General features: G+C 39.4%; 14 protein-coding genes and 1 tRNA gene. 13 read left to right on the forward strand and 2 right to left on the reverse strand.

Annotated features, from left to right (window positions below; translation table 11 throughout):
* Positions 1-149: 149 nt before the first annotated feature.
* The 6 genes from JHD79_RS11740 to JHD79_RS11765 all read left to right on the forward strand — a co-directional run bounded on the left by JHD79_RS11740 (position 150) and on the right by JHD79_RS11765 (position 4,692).
* Entirely contained in the window at positions 150-1,100 is a 951-nt protein-coding gene (locus JHD79_RS11740) for a DUF2157 domain-containing protein (protein ID WP_199119429.1), read from the forward strand.
* Complete coding sequence (locus JHD79_RS11745; RefSeq protein ID WP_199119430.1) at positions 1,093-2,172, forward strand: DUF4401 domain-containing protein; 1,080 nt, start codon at positions 1,093-1,095, stop codon at positions 2,170-2,172. The genes JHD79_RS11740 and JHD79_RS11745 overlap by 8 nt, the downstream gene beginning before the upstream one ends.
* On the forward strand, positions 2,159-2,644 hold the full coding sequence (locus JHD79_RS11750) for a GDYXXLXY domain-containing protein (protein WP_199119431.1): 486 nt from the start codon (positions 2,159-2,161) through the stop codon (positions 2,642-2,644). Before JHD79_RS11745 ends, JHD79_RS11750 begins: the two co-directional genes overlap by 14 nt.
* A gap of 101 nt (positions 2,645-2,745) precedes the next feature.
* Entirely contained in the window at positions 2,746-3,183 is a 438-nt protein-coding gene (locus JHD79_RS11755) for a RidA family protein (protein WP_199119432.1), read from the forward strand.
* Positions 3,184-3,390: 207 nt separating this feature from the next.
* The gene (locus JHD79_RS11760; protein ID WP_199119433.1) at positions 3,391-3,957 is read left to right on the forward strand and encodes a dihydrofolate reductase family protein; all 567 of its coding nucleotides are present in this window, start codon (positions 3,391-3,393) and stop codon (positions 3,955-3,957) included.
* An 18-nt stretch (positions 3,958-3,975) separates the two neighbouring features.
* A complete protein-coding gene (locus JHD79_RS11765) occupies positions 3,976-4,692 on the forward strand; it encodes a hypothetical protein (RefSeq protein WP_199119434.1) in 717 nt (238 codons plus the stop codon).
* 138 nt (positions 4,693-4,830) lie between these two features.
* Here the strand turns inward: JHD79_RS11765 and JHD79_RS11770 are convergent.
* Positions 4,831-4,904, reverse strand: a tRNA-Met gene (locus tag JHD79_RS11770).
* 271 nt (positions 4,905-5,175) lie between these two features.
* Between JHD79_RS11770 and JHD79_RS11775 the strand changes: the two genes are divergently transcribed.
* From JHD79_RS11775 to JHD79_RS11785, 3 genes are all read left to right on the forward strand, one after another.
* Positions 5,176-5,556: an START-like domain-containing protein gene (locus tag JHD79_RS11775; RefSeq protein ID WP_199119435.1), complete on the forward strand. Its 381-nt coding sequence runs from the start codon at positions 5,176-5,178 to the stop codon at positions 5,554-5,556.
* 159 nt (positions 5,557-5,715) lie between these two features.
* Positions 5,716-7,161, forward strand: a complete 1,446-nt coding sequence (locus JHD79_RS11780) for an LptF/LptG family permease (RefSeq protein ID WP_199119436.1) — start codon at positions 5,716-5,718, stop codon at positions 7,159-7,161.
* Between the two features lie 319 nt (positions 7,162-7,480).
* Complete coding sequence (locus tag JHD79_RS11785) at positions 7,481-8,692, forward strand: bifunctional 3,4-dihydroxy-2-butanone-4-phosphate synthase/GTP cyclohydrolase II (RefSeq protein ID WP_199119437.1); 1,212 nt, start codon at positions 7,481-7,483, stop codon at positions 8,690-8,692.
* Between the two features lie 142 nt (positions 8,693-8,834).
* Here JHD79_RS11785 and JHD79_RS11790 read toward each other — a convergent pair whose 3' ends face one another.
* Entirely contained in the window at positions 8,835-13,238 is a 4,404-nt protein-coding gene (locus tag JHD79_RS11790; protein ID WP_233164660.1) for a translocation/assembly module TamB domain-containing protein, read from the reverse strand.
* 74 nt (positions 13,239-13,312) lie between these two features.
* Between JHD79_RS11790 and tsaD the strand changes: the two genes are divergently transcribed.
* The 4 genes from tsaD to JHD79_RS11810 all read left to right on the forward strand — a co-directional run.
* Positions 13,313-14,314: a tRNA (adenosine(37)-N6)-threonylcarbamoyltransferase complex transferase subunit TsaD gene (tsaD, locus tag JHD79_RS11795; RefSeq protein ID WP_199119438.1), complete on the forward strand. Its 1,002-nt coding sequence runs from the start codon at positions 13,313-13,315 to the stop codon at positions 14,312-14,314.
* A gap of 11 nt (positions 14,315-14,325) precedes the next feature.
* Positions 14,326-14,541, forward strand: coding sequence for a hypothetical protein (locus tag JHD79_RS11800; RefSeq protein WP_199119439.1), 216 nt, complete (start codon positions 14,326-14,328; stop codon positions 14,539-14,541).
* Positions 14,542-14,561: 20 nt separating this feature from the next.
* Positions 14,562-15,209: an START domain-containing protein gene (locus JHD79_RS11805; RefSeq protein WP_199119440.1), complete on the forward strand. Its 648-nt coding sequence runs from the start codon at positions 14,562-14,564 to the stop codon at positions 15,207-15,209.
* 112 nt (positions 15,210-15,321) lie between these two features.
* The coding region (locus JHD79_RS11810) for a hypothetical protein (protein ID WP_199119441.1) at positions 15,322-15,507 on the forward strand (186 nt) is incomplete at its 3' end.

Raw genomic sequence — 15,507 nt, forward strand, 5'->3', positions numbered from 1 at the left:
TGGAATTTGTAATTTTAACAGCTACATATTATCTTGTCTGTATAATTACAGTTTAGTCATTCTTTCTCCTTTTATAGCTTGTTTAATTTGTGTATCCATTATATGGTCTTACCATGTACCATATCGAAAATCCTTACCATTGCATCGAAATGAAAAAGATAACAAGAGACGACCTTTATATCCTTGTCAGGCACAGTAACCTTGGTGCAGAAGAGGTAGGGCACGCACTTAAAAAAAATGTTTACCATGATAAAGACGCCTGGCAAAAATTTGTCAAGCAACTTCTCATTAGCCTAGGCCTTGGATTTGCCGTGGCCGGTATTGTGTTTTTCTTTGCCTACAATTGGGCCAATTTGCATAAGTTTGCTAAAATTGGACTTGCCGAAGGGCTGCTTATCACGGCGGCAAGCTGTGCATTATTTTTTAAGAACCGTACAGTTAAAAATATTATTCTTACCGTAGCGGCTATGTTGGTAGGGGTGCTCTTTGCTGTATTCGGACAAATCTATCAAACAGGTGCCAATGCCTACGATTTCTTTTTAGCTTGGACCATTTTTATTACTTTATGGGTTGTTGTTGCCAACTTTGCACCTTTGTGGCTGCTGTACCTTATTTTAATCAACACTACCTTTAGTTTGTATGCAGAGCAGGTAGCCAGCAATTGGTCGAGTGTATTGGTGATGAGCATACTTTTTGCCATCAATGCCCTTGCCCTATTTATTTTTATACTTATTTCCAAGTTTTGGCAGCAGTTAAATGTACCCAAATGGTTTTTGCAATTGCTGGCCGTGGCGGTAGCCTGTTGTGCTACAATAGGTATTTCCATAGGGATCTTTGAAAGATATACACCCGCTTTTCCAATACTCATTTTAGCCACTTTATTAGCGTATGGGCTGGGTATTAAAGAAGGGCTAGCTTCCAAAAAAATATTTTACCTAGCTGTAATTTCCCTCAGTACGATAGTAATCGGATCGTCGCTACTGTTAAAGGTTTCACATGGAGAAGGAATGTTCCTGTTGGTATCCTTATTTATTGTGGCTGCTGTTACCTTGGTTATTAAAAACCTGTTACATCTTCAAAAGAAATGGATAAATGAATAGTTATACGAACATTAAGTCGCTGTTAGATTACCTACAGGGTATTGCCAATAAACCCCTAGCTTTTGATGAAGAGGCCATCGCCTTGGCTTATCAAAAAAATAGCGATAAACAATCATTGGCAATCAAAATACTGTCGGTTGTTGGAGGGATATTGGCAAGCTTTGCTTTTTTGGGCTTTCTTTTACTTGCAGGGCTTTATGATTCGGCGGTTGGATTGTTAATATTTGGTCTATTGAGCATTATAGGGGCAATAATTATCAATAAAGTATTCGATAAAATTATCATCGATACGTTTAGTGTTTCGTCTTATATCATTGGTCTTTTTATGATTGGTTTTAGCTGCTCCCAATTCAAGATGGAAGGAGAGGCGATGAGCCTTGTTTTTTTCTTTATTGCCTTAGGTACATTGGGGGTAGTGCGTAATTATATGCTTTCCTTTATTTCTATACTTATTGCCTGTGGCAGTATTTTATCATTGTTGATTAGTGCAAACCAATATGATCTTATCCATGGTTATGTGGCAATAATGGCACTCTTTATTAGCTATTTTATACTTGGTGAAGCAAAAATCATCACCGCCAACAAGGTGATGGCCAAGCTTTATGATCCTATGCGGATAGGATTTATTTTCTCTTTCCTATTCGGATTGGTACTGTTGGGAAAAAGGGGGATATTCCCAATAAATAATAATTTTATCTGGTTGTCGGCCCCCTTTATTTTAGGGGCCATTATTTACACACTGACTAGCTTGGTAAAAGTATTGGATATCCATCAAACCAAGCACAAGATTTACATTTATCTGGCCAGTTTGCTGCTTTTATTGCCAGTGGTGGCGGCACCGGCCATAGCTGGAGCCATTCTCATCATGTTGTTGTGTTTCTTTGTCAATTATAAAACTGGATTTATTTTGGGTATTGTTTCACTGATCTATTTCATTGCGCAATACTATTATGATCTTCATTTCACGCTTTTAGCCAAGTCTATTCTCCTTTTTGCATCGGGTATACTGTTGATTGTGTTTTATCTTTTTACCTATAGAAAATTAACTGGGCATGAAAATGAAAAAATATAAGTTGTTCCTCATTGTATTAAATCTTGTGCTGCTACTGGTGTATTTTAACCATTCGCTGGTAAAGAAAGAGGAGCTGTTAAAACATGGGAAATTGATGTTGCTCGCTCTGGCTCCCGTTGATCCCCGTTCATTAATGCAGGGCGATTATATGGTCTTGCGATATCAGCTGGCATTAGATGCTGATAAGGAACATTTGGCAAAACGAGGATATTGTGTGGTGAAGCTGGTCAACGGTATTGCCCAAAGTATAAGGTTTCAAAAAGACAGAACGCCACTAAAGAAGGGGGAATATCTCATCGAATATACTTCTCCCAACTTATGGAGTATTAACATAGGTGCCGAATCTTTTTTCTTTGAAGAAGGACAGGCAAAGAAATATGAACAAGCAAAATATGGTGGGGTTAAGGTCGATGAAAATGGCAATAGTCTGTTGGTTGGGTTGTATGATGAAAAATTGAAAAAAATAGAGTAAAGTGAAAACAATAAAGAAATCTCTACGCGAATGTCATCCTCAACTTGATCTGATAGTTGGCCGAAACCTTTTACAACTATTACAATTTGATTAAAATGAATATGAAATACCTTATCATACTTCCATTTTTATTATTTTTTTCCAATGCTTTTTCCCAAGAAAAACAAATTAAAAAAGAAAAATGGCATTGGAATAACAACAAATTAAAACAAGACACAACTGCCGGCTATTGTCAAGTTTTAAAAGTTGATAATGTTCTTTATATTTCAGGTGCCGTAACAAATAATATTACTCCTGAAGGAATTACATCAGTTTATAACGATTTGAGAGCTTCTTTGGCAAGTTTTGGAGCAACTTTTGAAAATGTCGTAAAAGAAAATCTATATACAACAGATATTGATGAAATGAAAAAATTCAATTACGTTAGAAAGAAATTTTATAATAATGATTTTCCCGCAGCTACTTGGGTTCAGGTACAAAGATTGTATATGCCAAAGGCTAAGTTGGAAATTGAATTAATAGCACATCTGCCAAAATAATTTACAAAAGAGCTTCAGCTAAGAAGGGTTTTGCATGGGGCGGGCTGAAGTGAAAAGCCCAACGGCTTTTTTAGGTTGAAATTTGGTAATCATATCAGCTTTTCCCGAAGATAAATCGGAACAAGCCGTGCTTTGATTTCCCGACCGCATCTAAAGCCCCAAAAAGTTAGCGGTCATTGTAGGACGATCCATGAAACAGACTGACATATGAAAAAAGTAATTGTTGCAATCAATATGACGCTTGACGGGTTTTGTGACCATACCTCAGGTGTCCCCGACGAAGAAATACATCAACATTACGCTGACCTGTTGAGAAGCGCTGATGCCGTTTTATATGGCAGGATAACCTACCAGCTTATGGAATTTTGGCGGACCGTGCTGGAGAAACCCACAGGCGATAAGGCAGTGGACGACTTTGCGGTCGTGATAGATAAGGTCCCGAAGATTGTTTTTTCCCGCAAACTGAAAAATGTAGATTGGAAGAGTGCGAAATTGGCAAGCAAAGACCTAGAGAAAGAAGTTTTGGAACTCAAACAACAATCGGGTGCCGCCGTTTTTGTGTGCAGTCCGAGTTTGATTGTAGCTTTGACGAAACTTAATTTAATAGACGAATATCAACTTTGTGTTCACCCTGTTATTGCGGGAAGTGGTTTGCCATTATTTAAAAACATCAACGAAAAAATAACGCTTAAACTCATAAATACCAAAACGTTTAGCGGTGGTGCGGTCATTCTTTATTATAAACCGACCTCAGAAAAACCAATGAACCAATAACAAACTTTAAAGAACATCATGAAATATGCCTTCTTATTGTTTACTTTTTTGTTTGGCTCTATAGTATGCCAAGCGCAGCTCCAAGTTAAAGAAGCCATTGGTAGCATTGGTGACATAAAGTTGCCAGATCCAAAAGAACCATTATATGAAGACGATAAATATGTAGTCAGACGAACTTGTAGCGGTGAATGGGGTGGTACTGCTTGGTTTAAGAATAAGCAAACTAATATAGAATATTCGTGTGCGGCTGTTTGTCCAATATCTGTAAACAAGATTGATGGCACTTACTATGTTACCAGTACGCTTATGCATTTAATTGGCTTTTCTACTATAGTTGAAATTAAAGACCCCGATTCGATGGAAGTGTTTGTACTGCCTCCTGCTAGAAAGATAAAAGGAAAGCGTGTACGTTATGTAGGTGAAGCAGAATCTGGTTCGACACTGGGAGTAGTTATGTTGGCAGAGAGTGCTCAAAAAGTAATACTAGGTAGTTTTATTGACAATGGAATACTTTACCATTTGATGAGAGGTTATAAAGAAGTTTATGTGGCCACCATTAAAGATAAAGAACTTACTAAGGTGTTACAGGTATTAGCAGAGAATGTTAATCCCATGCATATCCCTTTTAAACGTGAAAATGAATTATTCATTCCATTTGTTGCCACGGATAATAACATAAAGGGGTATATAAAGATCGTAGGCAATATCATTACTGTGGTAAGACCTAAAGCTTAATGCTGACTTCTTCAAGGTTAAACCTTGCAGATTAACTTACATAGAAACCACTTAGTCATAGTGCTGTTGCAATAGGAAAGAAGCAAGTGAGCCTGTCTAGAAATAAAAAAAGCCCACATTGCTGTGAGCTTTCTATAGTAGCGGGGAGCAGGATCGAACTGCCGACCTCAGGGTTATGAATCCTGCGCTCTAACCATCTGAGCTACCCCGCCGAATTTTTCGAGATGCAAATATAGGATTAAATCGGATAACCAAAGAAAATTATTTAAAAAGGTTATATCTCCAGATTGACGACCCCATTAAGGGCTTATTTTGGGGTGGCGTCCCTTATTATGAAATATCGGTAAAATGGTGCTGGACACTGTTAAGGAAGGAAAGCGTTAAGTAAAAATGACTTATTTCTCAAACAGTTGCATTTATAGAATAAATTACTTTTCTTTAGAAAAAATAGAAGAGTATTTATACACCTATAAGTATACCCGAATGTCAGAAAAGAAAAAATTTACATTAGAATATGCAATAAGGTCATCTCCTCGCATACTGTTCAGTTTTATAAGCGAGCCAAATGGTTTAGCACAATGGTTTGCCGATGATGTAATTTTTAGAGACCAGACCTATACTTTTACTTGGGATGGAGAGGTACAGAAGGCAAAGCTCATCAGCCAGAAAGAAAATAAATTGGTAAAGTTCAAATGGGTAGATGACGAGCCCTATTGCTACTTTGAAATGGAAATTGTGCAGGATGAACTCACCAACGATGTGGCCTTGGCCATTACCGATTTTGCTACTGAAGAGACCTTGACAGAGAGAAAACAGATTTGGGATAACCAAATTACCTATCTGCTTAGCGTATTGGGCGCCTAACCGTATCCAATACCTAGATTAAGTACTTAATAATTTTGAGTAGTAAGGTGCATGTTAGTGGCTTGAATTTCTTAAAGGTGTAAGGTAATACCTCTCTTACCGCGTAAAACTTATAACCTACAAGCGCACTTTCCATTAAAAACGTCTATCTTTGCATCGTTGAAAAAGATACATTTACTGCTAATCAAAGCATTTATTAGACCTTTTGCCGTCACATTTTTTATTGTGATGTTCATCTTGTTGATGTTCTTTTTGTTTAAGTACGTCGATGATCTTATTGGCAAGGGATTCGAATGGTATATCATTGCAGAGCTGATGTGGTATGCGTCGGCATCTAATGTGGCCATGGCACTGCCTTTGTCCATTCTTTTGTCTTCCATCATGACCTTTGGTAGTTTGGGCGAAAACTATGAGCTGGTAGCCATCAAATCGGCAGGTATTTCCCTGCGAAAGGCCATGCAGCCCCTTTTGGTCTTAATTGTAGGACTGGCCATAACCTCTTTTTTCTTTTCAGATTATATGCTCCCTAAGGCCAACCTCAAATTTGGCTCACTGTTATGGGATATACGTAATAAAAAACTATCTTTTCTGATCAAGCCTGGCGTGTTTAATAATAGTATACCTGGTTACTCCATGCGTGTAGAACGCAAAGGCGAGGGGGCTGTCGATTCTATCTATGGCATTATGATCTATGATCATAAATCTGGCAATGGCGTACCTAAGATCATTATGGCCGAGAAAGGTAAGATGTCCAAAACTTCAGATGGTAATTATCTCGTGTTAAATTTGGTAGATGGCGTACGTTATGAAGAAGCACCTTCAGGTAATTCGGGGACTTATAACCCGCGCCAGTCGCTAACGCGTATGCGTTTCAAGGAAACGGAGGTGAAATTTGATTTCAGCAGCTTTAAGGACATGACCCGTACACAGGAAGAAAGCTTCAAGAACAATGCACCTATGCTCAACAGAAAGGAGTTGCTGCATCGGGAAGATTCGCTGCGGAAAAGCTTGGACAGCCTTGGAAAGAGTATAAAAGTGAATGCCCAATATTATTTTAAACAAAATACCTTTGTAAAAGGCTATACCAAGGTGAAAACACCTGCCAAGGTCATTAAGGGAAAGGTATTGGACGTTATTCCAAAAGACCGGCGTATACAGGCTCTACAGTCTGCTTTCGACCAGGCCGAAGCCGTGAAGCAAGTGTTGAAAGGCCAGCTGATCGACTACGATTTTAGAGAAAAGGAGCGAGTGAGGGCACAGATAGAATACCAACGTAAATTTACCTTGGCAGCTTCCTGTTTGTTATTGTTTTTTATCGGGGCACCATTAGGCGCTATTATCCGCAAAGGTGGCTTAGGTTTGCCGGTAGTTATTGCTGTTATCTTTTTCCTTATCTATCATATTCTTTCCACCGTTGCCGAAAAGTCGGCAAAAGAAGGCTCGCTAGATCCTGTTTTTGGGATGTGGACAGCCATTATCATCCTCACTCCAGTAGGTGTATTTCTTACCTATAAGGCTACTGTAGATTCGGCACTTTTTGATGTAGACTATTACAAACAATTGGTGTTGGGGCGCTTCAAGAAAAAGAAGAAAACAGCAGGTTAGCCGTTTAACTTTTGAAGTTAATTTACCTTTTTGACGCCTTAGTTTTGGCCATTCATTTTTTCAGGGGATGGCTAGGCAAGGTATTTGAGACATCTCCAATATGAATAATATGTAGGCATGGTTGCGCTGGCTTACTGCTTAAGCTTAATGGCTAAATGCAGATTGTACACTGCTATAATGGGTAAATTTAAAGAAGAAACCTGTCGTTATATCCTTACTTAATAATGATAATTTTGAATAATAATTGATGGTAAAGGTTGTACCTTTGTAATTGTAATGAACAAGGTTAGCCCTGTTCATTTTTATGGGTTGGCCTAAAATGGAAATTAAACTGAATACAATAGAAGAAGCCTTGGCAGAAGTTAGGGCTGGTAAAATTATAATTGTTGTGGATGATGAAGATCGCGAAAATGAAGGCGATTTTGTAGCTGCAGCCAAAAATGTGACGCCAGAAGTGATCAATTTTATGTCCAAGTACGGGCGTGGATTGATTTGTGCACCCTTGGTTGAAGATCTCTGCGACCGCTTGGAACTTAACCTGATGGTTCAGCATAATACGGTATTGCACCAAACACCATTTACAGTCTCAGTAGATTTGATTGGCCATGGCTGTACTACGGGTATTTCGGCACATGATCGGGCCAAAACCGTACAGGCATTGATCAATCCGTCTACCAAACCTGAAGACTTGGGCAGACCTGGCCATATTTTCCCCCTAAGGGCCAGAAGAGAAGGTGTGTTGAGAAGAACTGGACATACCGAAGCCACTATAGATATTGCCCGTTTAGCGGGTTTTGAACCAGCGGGTGTGTTGGTAGAAATTATGAATGAAGATGGAACCATGGCCCGTTTGCCAGATTTGATGAACATTGCCGCACAACATCAGTTAAAGATCATTTCTATTAAAGACCTGATCGCTTATCGTTTGGCTGAAGAAAGCCTGATCAGGGAGGAGGTGACCGTTAACTTACCTACCCAATGGGGAGATTTCAGAATGACGGCCTACACGCAGCTGAGCAATAATGCAACACATTTGGCCATTGCCAAAGGCGAATGGAAGGAAGATGAGCCTATCCTGACAAGAATTCATAGCTCTTGTGTAACCGGAGATATTTTTGGTTCATGCCGTTGCGATTGCGGACCTCAATTGCATAAGGCCATGGAAATGATCGAAAAAGCAGGGAAAGGCGTAGTGGTTTATATGAATCAAGAAGGTAGGGGAATTGGTCTGGTAAACAAATTGCATGCGTATAACCTACAAGATGCAGGTTTGGATACCGTAGAAGCTAACATTCAGTTGGGCTTTAAAGGCGATGAGCGTGACTATGGTGTAGGTGCACAGATTTTAAGGGCACAAGGTGTTGCCAAAATGAAGTTAATGTCTAACAATCCTACAAAAAGAGCGGGATTAATTGGTTATGGTCTTGAGATTGTAGAGAACATTGCCATTGAGATAGAAAGCAATAAACATAACGAATCATACCTCATTACCAAAAGGGATAAGATGGGACATCAAATCTTGAAGGGATAACAAGAGATAAATAAGTTGAACTTATAAAGAGCCGGAAGATATGATCTTCCGGCTCTTTTATTTTAATGATTAACTATTCAGCGCAGTTAGGGAGATGGAAGAGACAGAAGGTATCGTTTGGCTTAGTGAGCTTAAGGTCACCTTATTTTTTTTGGCTCTTTTTGCTTTTTTCATTCATAATGGCTTCCTTATCCAATCTTTCCTTTTCCCTTTCCTGTTCCTTTTTCTTTTGGTCCCTACGGTACTTTCCAGAAATCTTTTGGAGCAGTTCGGTAAAGGTATCGAACTGTTGGTTGTAGATGAGGCCAAACGAAGTAATGTTCTTATAAGGGTCTATCCCAGGGTTGGCAAATATACTCTGTATGGTGGGTGGTTTATTGGCCAATTTGCCCAATAAACTTCCATCTTTTTTAATTAAGCCAAGAATTTCCAGCTCTCTGCCCACGTTGTTTCTAAAACCTATGGTATAATCACTAGAGCTTTTATTAACATCTGTAATGCCAAAGTTTAGGATAATTCTGTCGTTGAAAACCTTAACAGAAGCACTGGCTTCGTTAAAAGAACGGATATTGATATCAATAAAGTTGAGGTTTAAGCTGGAAAGTACATTATTTAGCTGGTTAAAAATCAAATCGGTAGCCGTACCAGCCCCCACAGAGCCTAATTGCTGGCTTAGATTTTCCGATCCCGTACCTGGTGCAAACCTACGCTGTATAATCAAGCTCAGTGCTTGGGTATTGAGGTTGTTGCCATCATTAAAATAAGATTGAAGTTCGTCCTTTATGGCCGGGTTGGCCGGAAAGAAAATGTCCAATTTAATATCTGGCCTCATCAATAGGCCTGATAGCCCCATTTCTACTTCTGTTTGCACACTCTGGGTAGCATTACTACTGGCATCTCTGTTGGCTGCCCTATATAGATCGCCCAATGCGGCCCTTAAGGCATAAATAGCTTTGAGGTTAATCTGGGCATTGATAGGATTGCCCGTCCATCTGATCGTTCCGCCCTGACGAATATCAAAACGCTTATTGATAACTTCTTGAGCAGTAAAGTCAAATACACCACTTTCTATGATGTAATCGCCCTTCATCTCGAAATCGCCCACCTTTGAGATGTTCAATTCCAGTTCGGCATTACCGGTACCACTTAATTTCCCAAGTACAGTGTAAATATTGGCCGTAGTGTTAGGGTCTATTTTGAGCTTAAAGTTCATGCTTACGCCTTCAAAGCTGGTTTGTTTCCTAACTATTTTAGTGGTGTCTTTGCTTACGAAAGTGATAAAGTCCTTATCGGTGATGGTCTCAGAGCTATTTAAAGGAAGGTTGAATATGGTGCCTTTCTCGGTCTTGGCATCAATATCAATAAACATATCATTGGTCGGTCCCTTGAATGAAAATTTCCCAGTGCCATACGCTCTACCATAATAAATAGAATTGTCTTTCGAAGTGGTATTCAGAGCCATTAAACCATTGGCCACTACACTGGCCTGTATGTTCGGATAATCGATGTTCTTGAGGTCTACCGTTCCGTTTGCAGTACCTGTATGCCCTTCCAAATCTTTTAAGATAAGGTCGTTAATACCAATCACACTATTGTTAATGTCTACTTTGTCATCAATGATATAGGTGGTTTTAAGATAGTTTACCGTAAGCTGGGCCTTTTCGAGCGAAACTTCACCATTGATCAAGGGTTTGTCGAAAGGCCCCTTTAAGCTCAGGTTGGCCGAGATATTTCCCTTAAGGTTAGAAACCAGTTTGTTAACTACAGGCTCCAGGATGGCCAGTTTGCTCTCATCTAACTTAATGTTAAGGTCAATGAGCTTACGTTCTATATCGAGGTTTCCGGTGATGTTAAAGGTTTCTTTTCCATCGGCAACAATCTTGGTATAAATATTAGCTAACTTATTGTTCTTGTCAAAAGAAGAAGTATCAGATAAACTGCCGATATAGGTGCCGTTAAAGCCAAGCGAATCAATACGTATGCTATCGACAACCCTTGGCGATTTTAGTACATCGTAGATCTTGGTCCTGCCATTTACATTACCTGCTAAACTAACACCCAAGGTTTTGACAAAAGGATTTATCGTTTTCAGCTTAAAATTTTCAAAACCTATCAGCAGAAAGTCCTTCGGGTCATCTGAAATCATACCATCTATGGTCAGCTCCTGTTCGCCATTGCTCAGCGAAAAATTATCGATCTTTGTTTTGCCATTATTAAAGCCAATACGTACCTTTTCTTGGATGGTCCAGTCTTGGTAATTAATCTTTAGGTTGGAAGGGAGTATACTGATATTGGCCGTATCTTGTGCAAACTCTATCAAACCATTTAAATCAAGTTGGTTGGCATCATCGGCATTGGAAAGTTTAACATTCAGGCTTAAGCTATCATTGCGCAGGATATTAGAGATGTTTACGTTCTTAATGTAAAGGCTATCATTTAGGTCAATGCGGTCTGAAGTGACAATGGCCGTTAACTGGTTGGCGTTGGTGTTCTCATCAATGATAATATTATTGGCAATGATGCCCTTGTACTTTAATCTTTTGATAATACCTCCCAGAGTGGCTTTGTTGTTCTTCGAATCGAAAGAACCTACAATCAAGGACTGTTCATCTATTTCCAGTCCTGGCGAGATCAGTTCTGCAATAGGCTCGAAATGCTTAATTTTTAACCTAAAATCGAACACTTGGGTTTTGTAGTTGACAATTTCGGTTTTGAGCGAAGGAATATAGGTTTTGGCAATGGTCTTAAAGTAAGAAATAACAGTATTTAAATCATATTGTCCGTTAATACTCGCTTCAAGAATGTCTGAATTGATGCTTAAACTCCTGTCCATGCCTAATCCTTTGGCGCTCAGTTGTACAGAGTCAATATGGTAAATGCCCCTCAGGTTGTTTAGGGTAATTTGTTGTAGTAATAAGTTTCCCTGTAGGTTATCAAGATTATTTCCCGAAAAGTTGGTGCTGAAAACAGCATCTAGTTTGAGCGAATCCTTATAGAGTTTTAGCGTCTTTAGTTTGGCATTTTTAATATTGGCCTTAAAGTTGAAAACAGGCAATGCTGGATTAAGGTTTACACCACCATCAAAGTCCAATTGTATATTTTTGTCGTTGATCTTGAGGTTGCCATCGAAGTATTTTTTTTCAAAAGTACCATTTACAGTTACATTCCTGTACCTGTAACCCTTAAAGTCTATATAGCTGATCTTGCCATTTAGTTGCTCGTTCAGCTCCTTTATCTCCGTTCCCTTGCCTTTAACATATAGTTCGGAAGATAACCTGCCCAATAGTTTTTCGTTGACCAGTTCGCCAATATTAAAATCGTAGGTCTTTACATTTCCTTCGTAGGAAGGAGTACCTTTTTTATCGATTTTCATATTTACGTCAGACACTAGGCGACCTAGTTTAGTTTTGAATTCACCATAGGCGATGAAGTCATTCTGAAAGCCGGTGAAATAGCCGTTAAAATTGATGTTGCCAAATCTGTTGACCACTTCGGGAATGGATTTTACACGCTTGCCCGTCAAATCGGTAAGGATTTCGTCCAGATCCTTTTTGTTGGTGCCGGCCATTTCAATTTTCAAGTCCATGAATGTTTCATCCCATATGGGGAGGCCTTTCATGGTGAAATCTCCTTTAATATAGGTTGCTTTTCCAGTCTTTATAGCTAGTTTTTTCGCCTTTAGGTCGCTCACCAAGCCAGTAATCTGTCCATCTACATCAAGGTCGAGCTTTATTTTGTGCAGGGCAGGAGCAAAGTAGGCTACATCGCTAGAGGAGATGTGGCTGTTGATAAAGTTGGCCTTCATCCTGACCTTGTTTTCATAATCTTTGAAATCCTTGAAGCTCTTGAAACGCATTTGATAATAATCCGTCAACCTGGTTTTGTTGGTGACCAACATGAGTTTTTTGAGCTCTATGGCATTTGTATCTATGGTGGTAAAGGCGCTTAGGTTCTTAAGGTAAAAGCCACTTTTTTCCCTAAAAGTTAAGTTTTTGATGTTGGCCTGTATAATGTGACCGTTGGTGTTCAGTTTTTCGAAAATGCCATTAAGGTTGGCCATGTCTATATCCTCAAAATTGACACCTTTCACTACTTCGTTGTATTTGAGGTTTTTATATTTGAACTTTACATTGTTCAATATGATCCTGTCGAAAAGAAAAGTAAATTTCTTCTTTTTCTTTTGGGTCTTTGGTGAAGGACTGTCAAAATAATCGATAATGAAATCGAGGTTGGAAGTGCCATTCTTATGGTCTTTTAAGAAAAAAGCACCATTGTTCACCTGAATGGTATTAATATCGAGAATGCGTTCCTTGAGCGAAAATTTATTGAGGTTTACCAAAAGCTTTGGGAAATTGGCCAGGGTGTCTTTTTGTAGGTCTAACACTGTGAGCTGTTCCAGTACGACCGATTTAAAAGGTTTGATGTAAAGGCCGCCAATGCTCACTGTGGTGTGGAGTTCTTTCGACAGATAGGCAGCTGCTTTTTTGGCAACGTAAGTTTGTACGGGCTTGAACTGTAGCGAAAATAGCACAATTGTGAGCAACAATATAATTGATGCTATAGTCCAAAGAAGTATTTTTAATAGTTTTTTAATAATTTTGTAGCTTAATAATCTTAAATGTGCCTATAATACTAGCTATCGAATCATCATGTGATGAAACTTCTGTTGCCGTTTGTGATAACGGCAAAATTACTGCCAATGTTATTGCAAACCAAACAATTCATGAAAATTATGGAGGAGTAATTCCAGAATTGGCTTCAAGGGTGCACCAGCAGAATATTGTACCTGCTGTGCAGCAGGCATTAACCATTGCCAAAGTGGATAAAAAGCAGCTTGATGGAGTTGCTTTTACGCAAGGCCCAGGCTTATTGGGTTCTCTGTTGGTGGGCGTTTCCTTTGCTAAGTCTTTTGCCCTGGCTTTAGATTTGCCGCTGATTTCTGTTAACCATATGCAGGCCCATATCTTGGCACATTTTATAGATGAGCCCAAGCCTAAATTTCCATTTTTATGCCTAACGGTATCTGGCGGGCATACACAAATTGTTTTGGTAAAAGATTATTTCGATATGGAAATTGTTGGCGAAACATTGGATGATGCTGCAGGAGAAGCTTTTGACAAAACCGCGAAAATATTGAGCCTTCCCTATCCTGGAGGGCCTTTGATTGATAAGCATGCAAAGGAGGGTAATCCCTTGGCCTATCGTTTTCCAGAGCCGCAAATTAAGGAATTGAACTATAGCTTTAGCGGATTTAAAACCGCTATACTTTATTTCATTAGGGATCATCAAAAAGAAAATCCTGATTTTATAGCTGAGCATATAAATGATATTTGTGCTTCGGTACAACATAATATTGTAAATATCTTACTGAATAAACTAAAGAAAGCAGCTAAACAGTATCATTGTAAAGAAATAGCCATTGCAGGAGGAGTTTCTGCCAACTCTGGTTTGAGAAGTGCCCTGTTGGCATTGAAAGATAGCTTAGGGTGGAACGTTTATATTCCAAAGTTTGAATATTGCACAGATAATGCCGCGATGATTGCCATTGCTGGTTATCATAAATTTTTGCAAGGCGAATTTGTAGGACAGGAAGTGGCCCCAATGGCAAGAATGAATTTTTAAAATAAAAAAATATGCAGACCAGCAGTTTTATCTTTTTTGGACTATTATTAATTCCTTTGGTTGTTTTTTTGATCTGGATGATCAGGCAAGACAAAAAGAAAAACTATTTAGGATTGGTTCTACTGTTGATTGGAGCAGTGATTGCCGTCTATACCATTGTGAAATTGGATTCTTCCTTTATCAAAAATAACCCACAACTTGTGCCTAAGGCATCGAGTTTTAAATAGTGGGATCCTCATTATAATAGATGGGAAAGAGCAACATCATAATCGTTTTGTTATTACTCTTTGGCCAAATTTGCTTCGGACAATTAGATTGGACATTAAAGAGCAATAAAGATGGAGTAAGTATCTATACAAAGACCGTTAGCCAATCTGGCTTGAAGGGCATTAGGGTGAAATGCGTCATACCTGCTACACTTTCGCAAATGGTGGCGTTGATTATGGATGTCAATGCTGGGGAAGAATGGGTTTATGGTACCAAATCAAGTGTCTTGTTGAAACAGCTTTCTCCGTCCGAACTTTTTTACTATTCGGAAGTTGATATTCCTTGGCCCATAAGCAATAGGGATTTTATTGCACATCTTATGGTGAGCCAAAACCCTAGAACGAAAGTTGTAACCATTAATGGACCAACTGAACCCAATTACCTGCCATTAAAGAAGAATATCGTAAGGGTAGCCCATTCGGCTGGTACATGGGTATTGACACCAATTAAAAATAATATGGTCTATATTGATTATACCTTGGAAGTAGATCCCGGAGGTGCCGTTCCAGTATGGTTAGTTAATTTATTTGCTACAAATGGGCCTATGGAGACCTTCAAAAAAATGAAAAAACAAATTCAAAAGCCAGAATATGTCAATGCCAGCTTTACGTTTATAGACAATAACTGATCGCTATATTTTGATCGTTGAGCTTAATGATGTGGAAGAGGAGCCTAGCATGAAATTGGGATAACTTTGCAGACCTTATCGGATTGGTTCAAGTTAAACAAAAAAGCGCACCATGATCAAATACATCTGTCTCTTATACACATCTCCGAGCCCACGAGACCTGCGTTACCATCTCGTATGCCGTGTTAGGCTTGTAAAAGGGGGGGGGGGGGGGGGGGGGGGGGGGGGGGGGGGGGGGGGGGGGGGGGGGGGGGGGGGGGGGGGGGGGGGGGGGGGGGGGGGGGGGGGGGGGGGGGGG

This window comes from Pedobacter sp. ASV28, from assembly GCF_016428855.1.
Classification (GTDB): Bacteria; Bacteroidota; Bacteroidia; order Sphingobacteriales; family Sphingobacteriaceae; genus Pedobacter.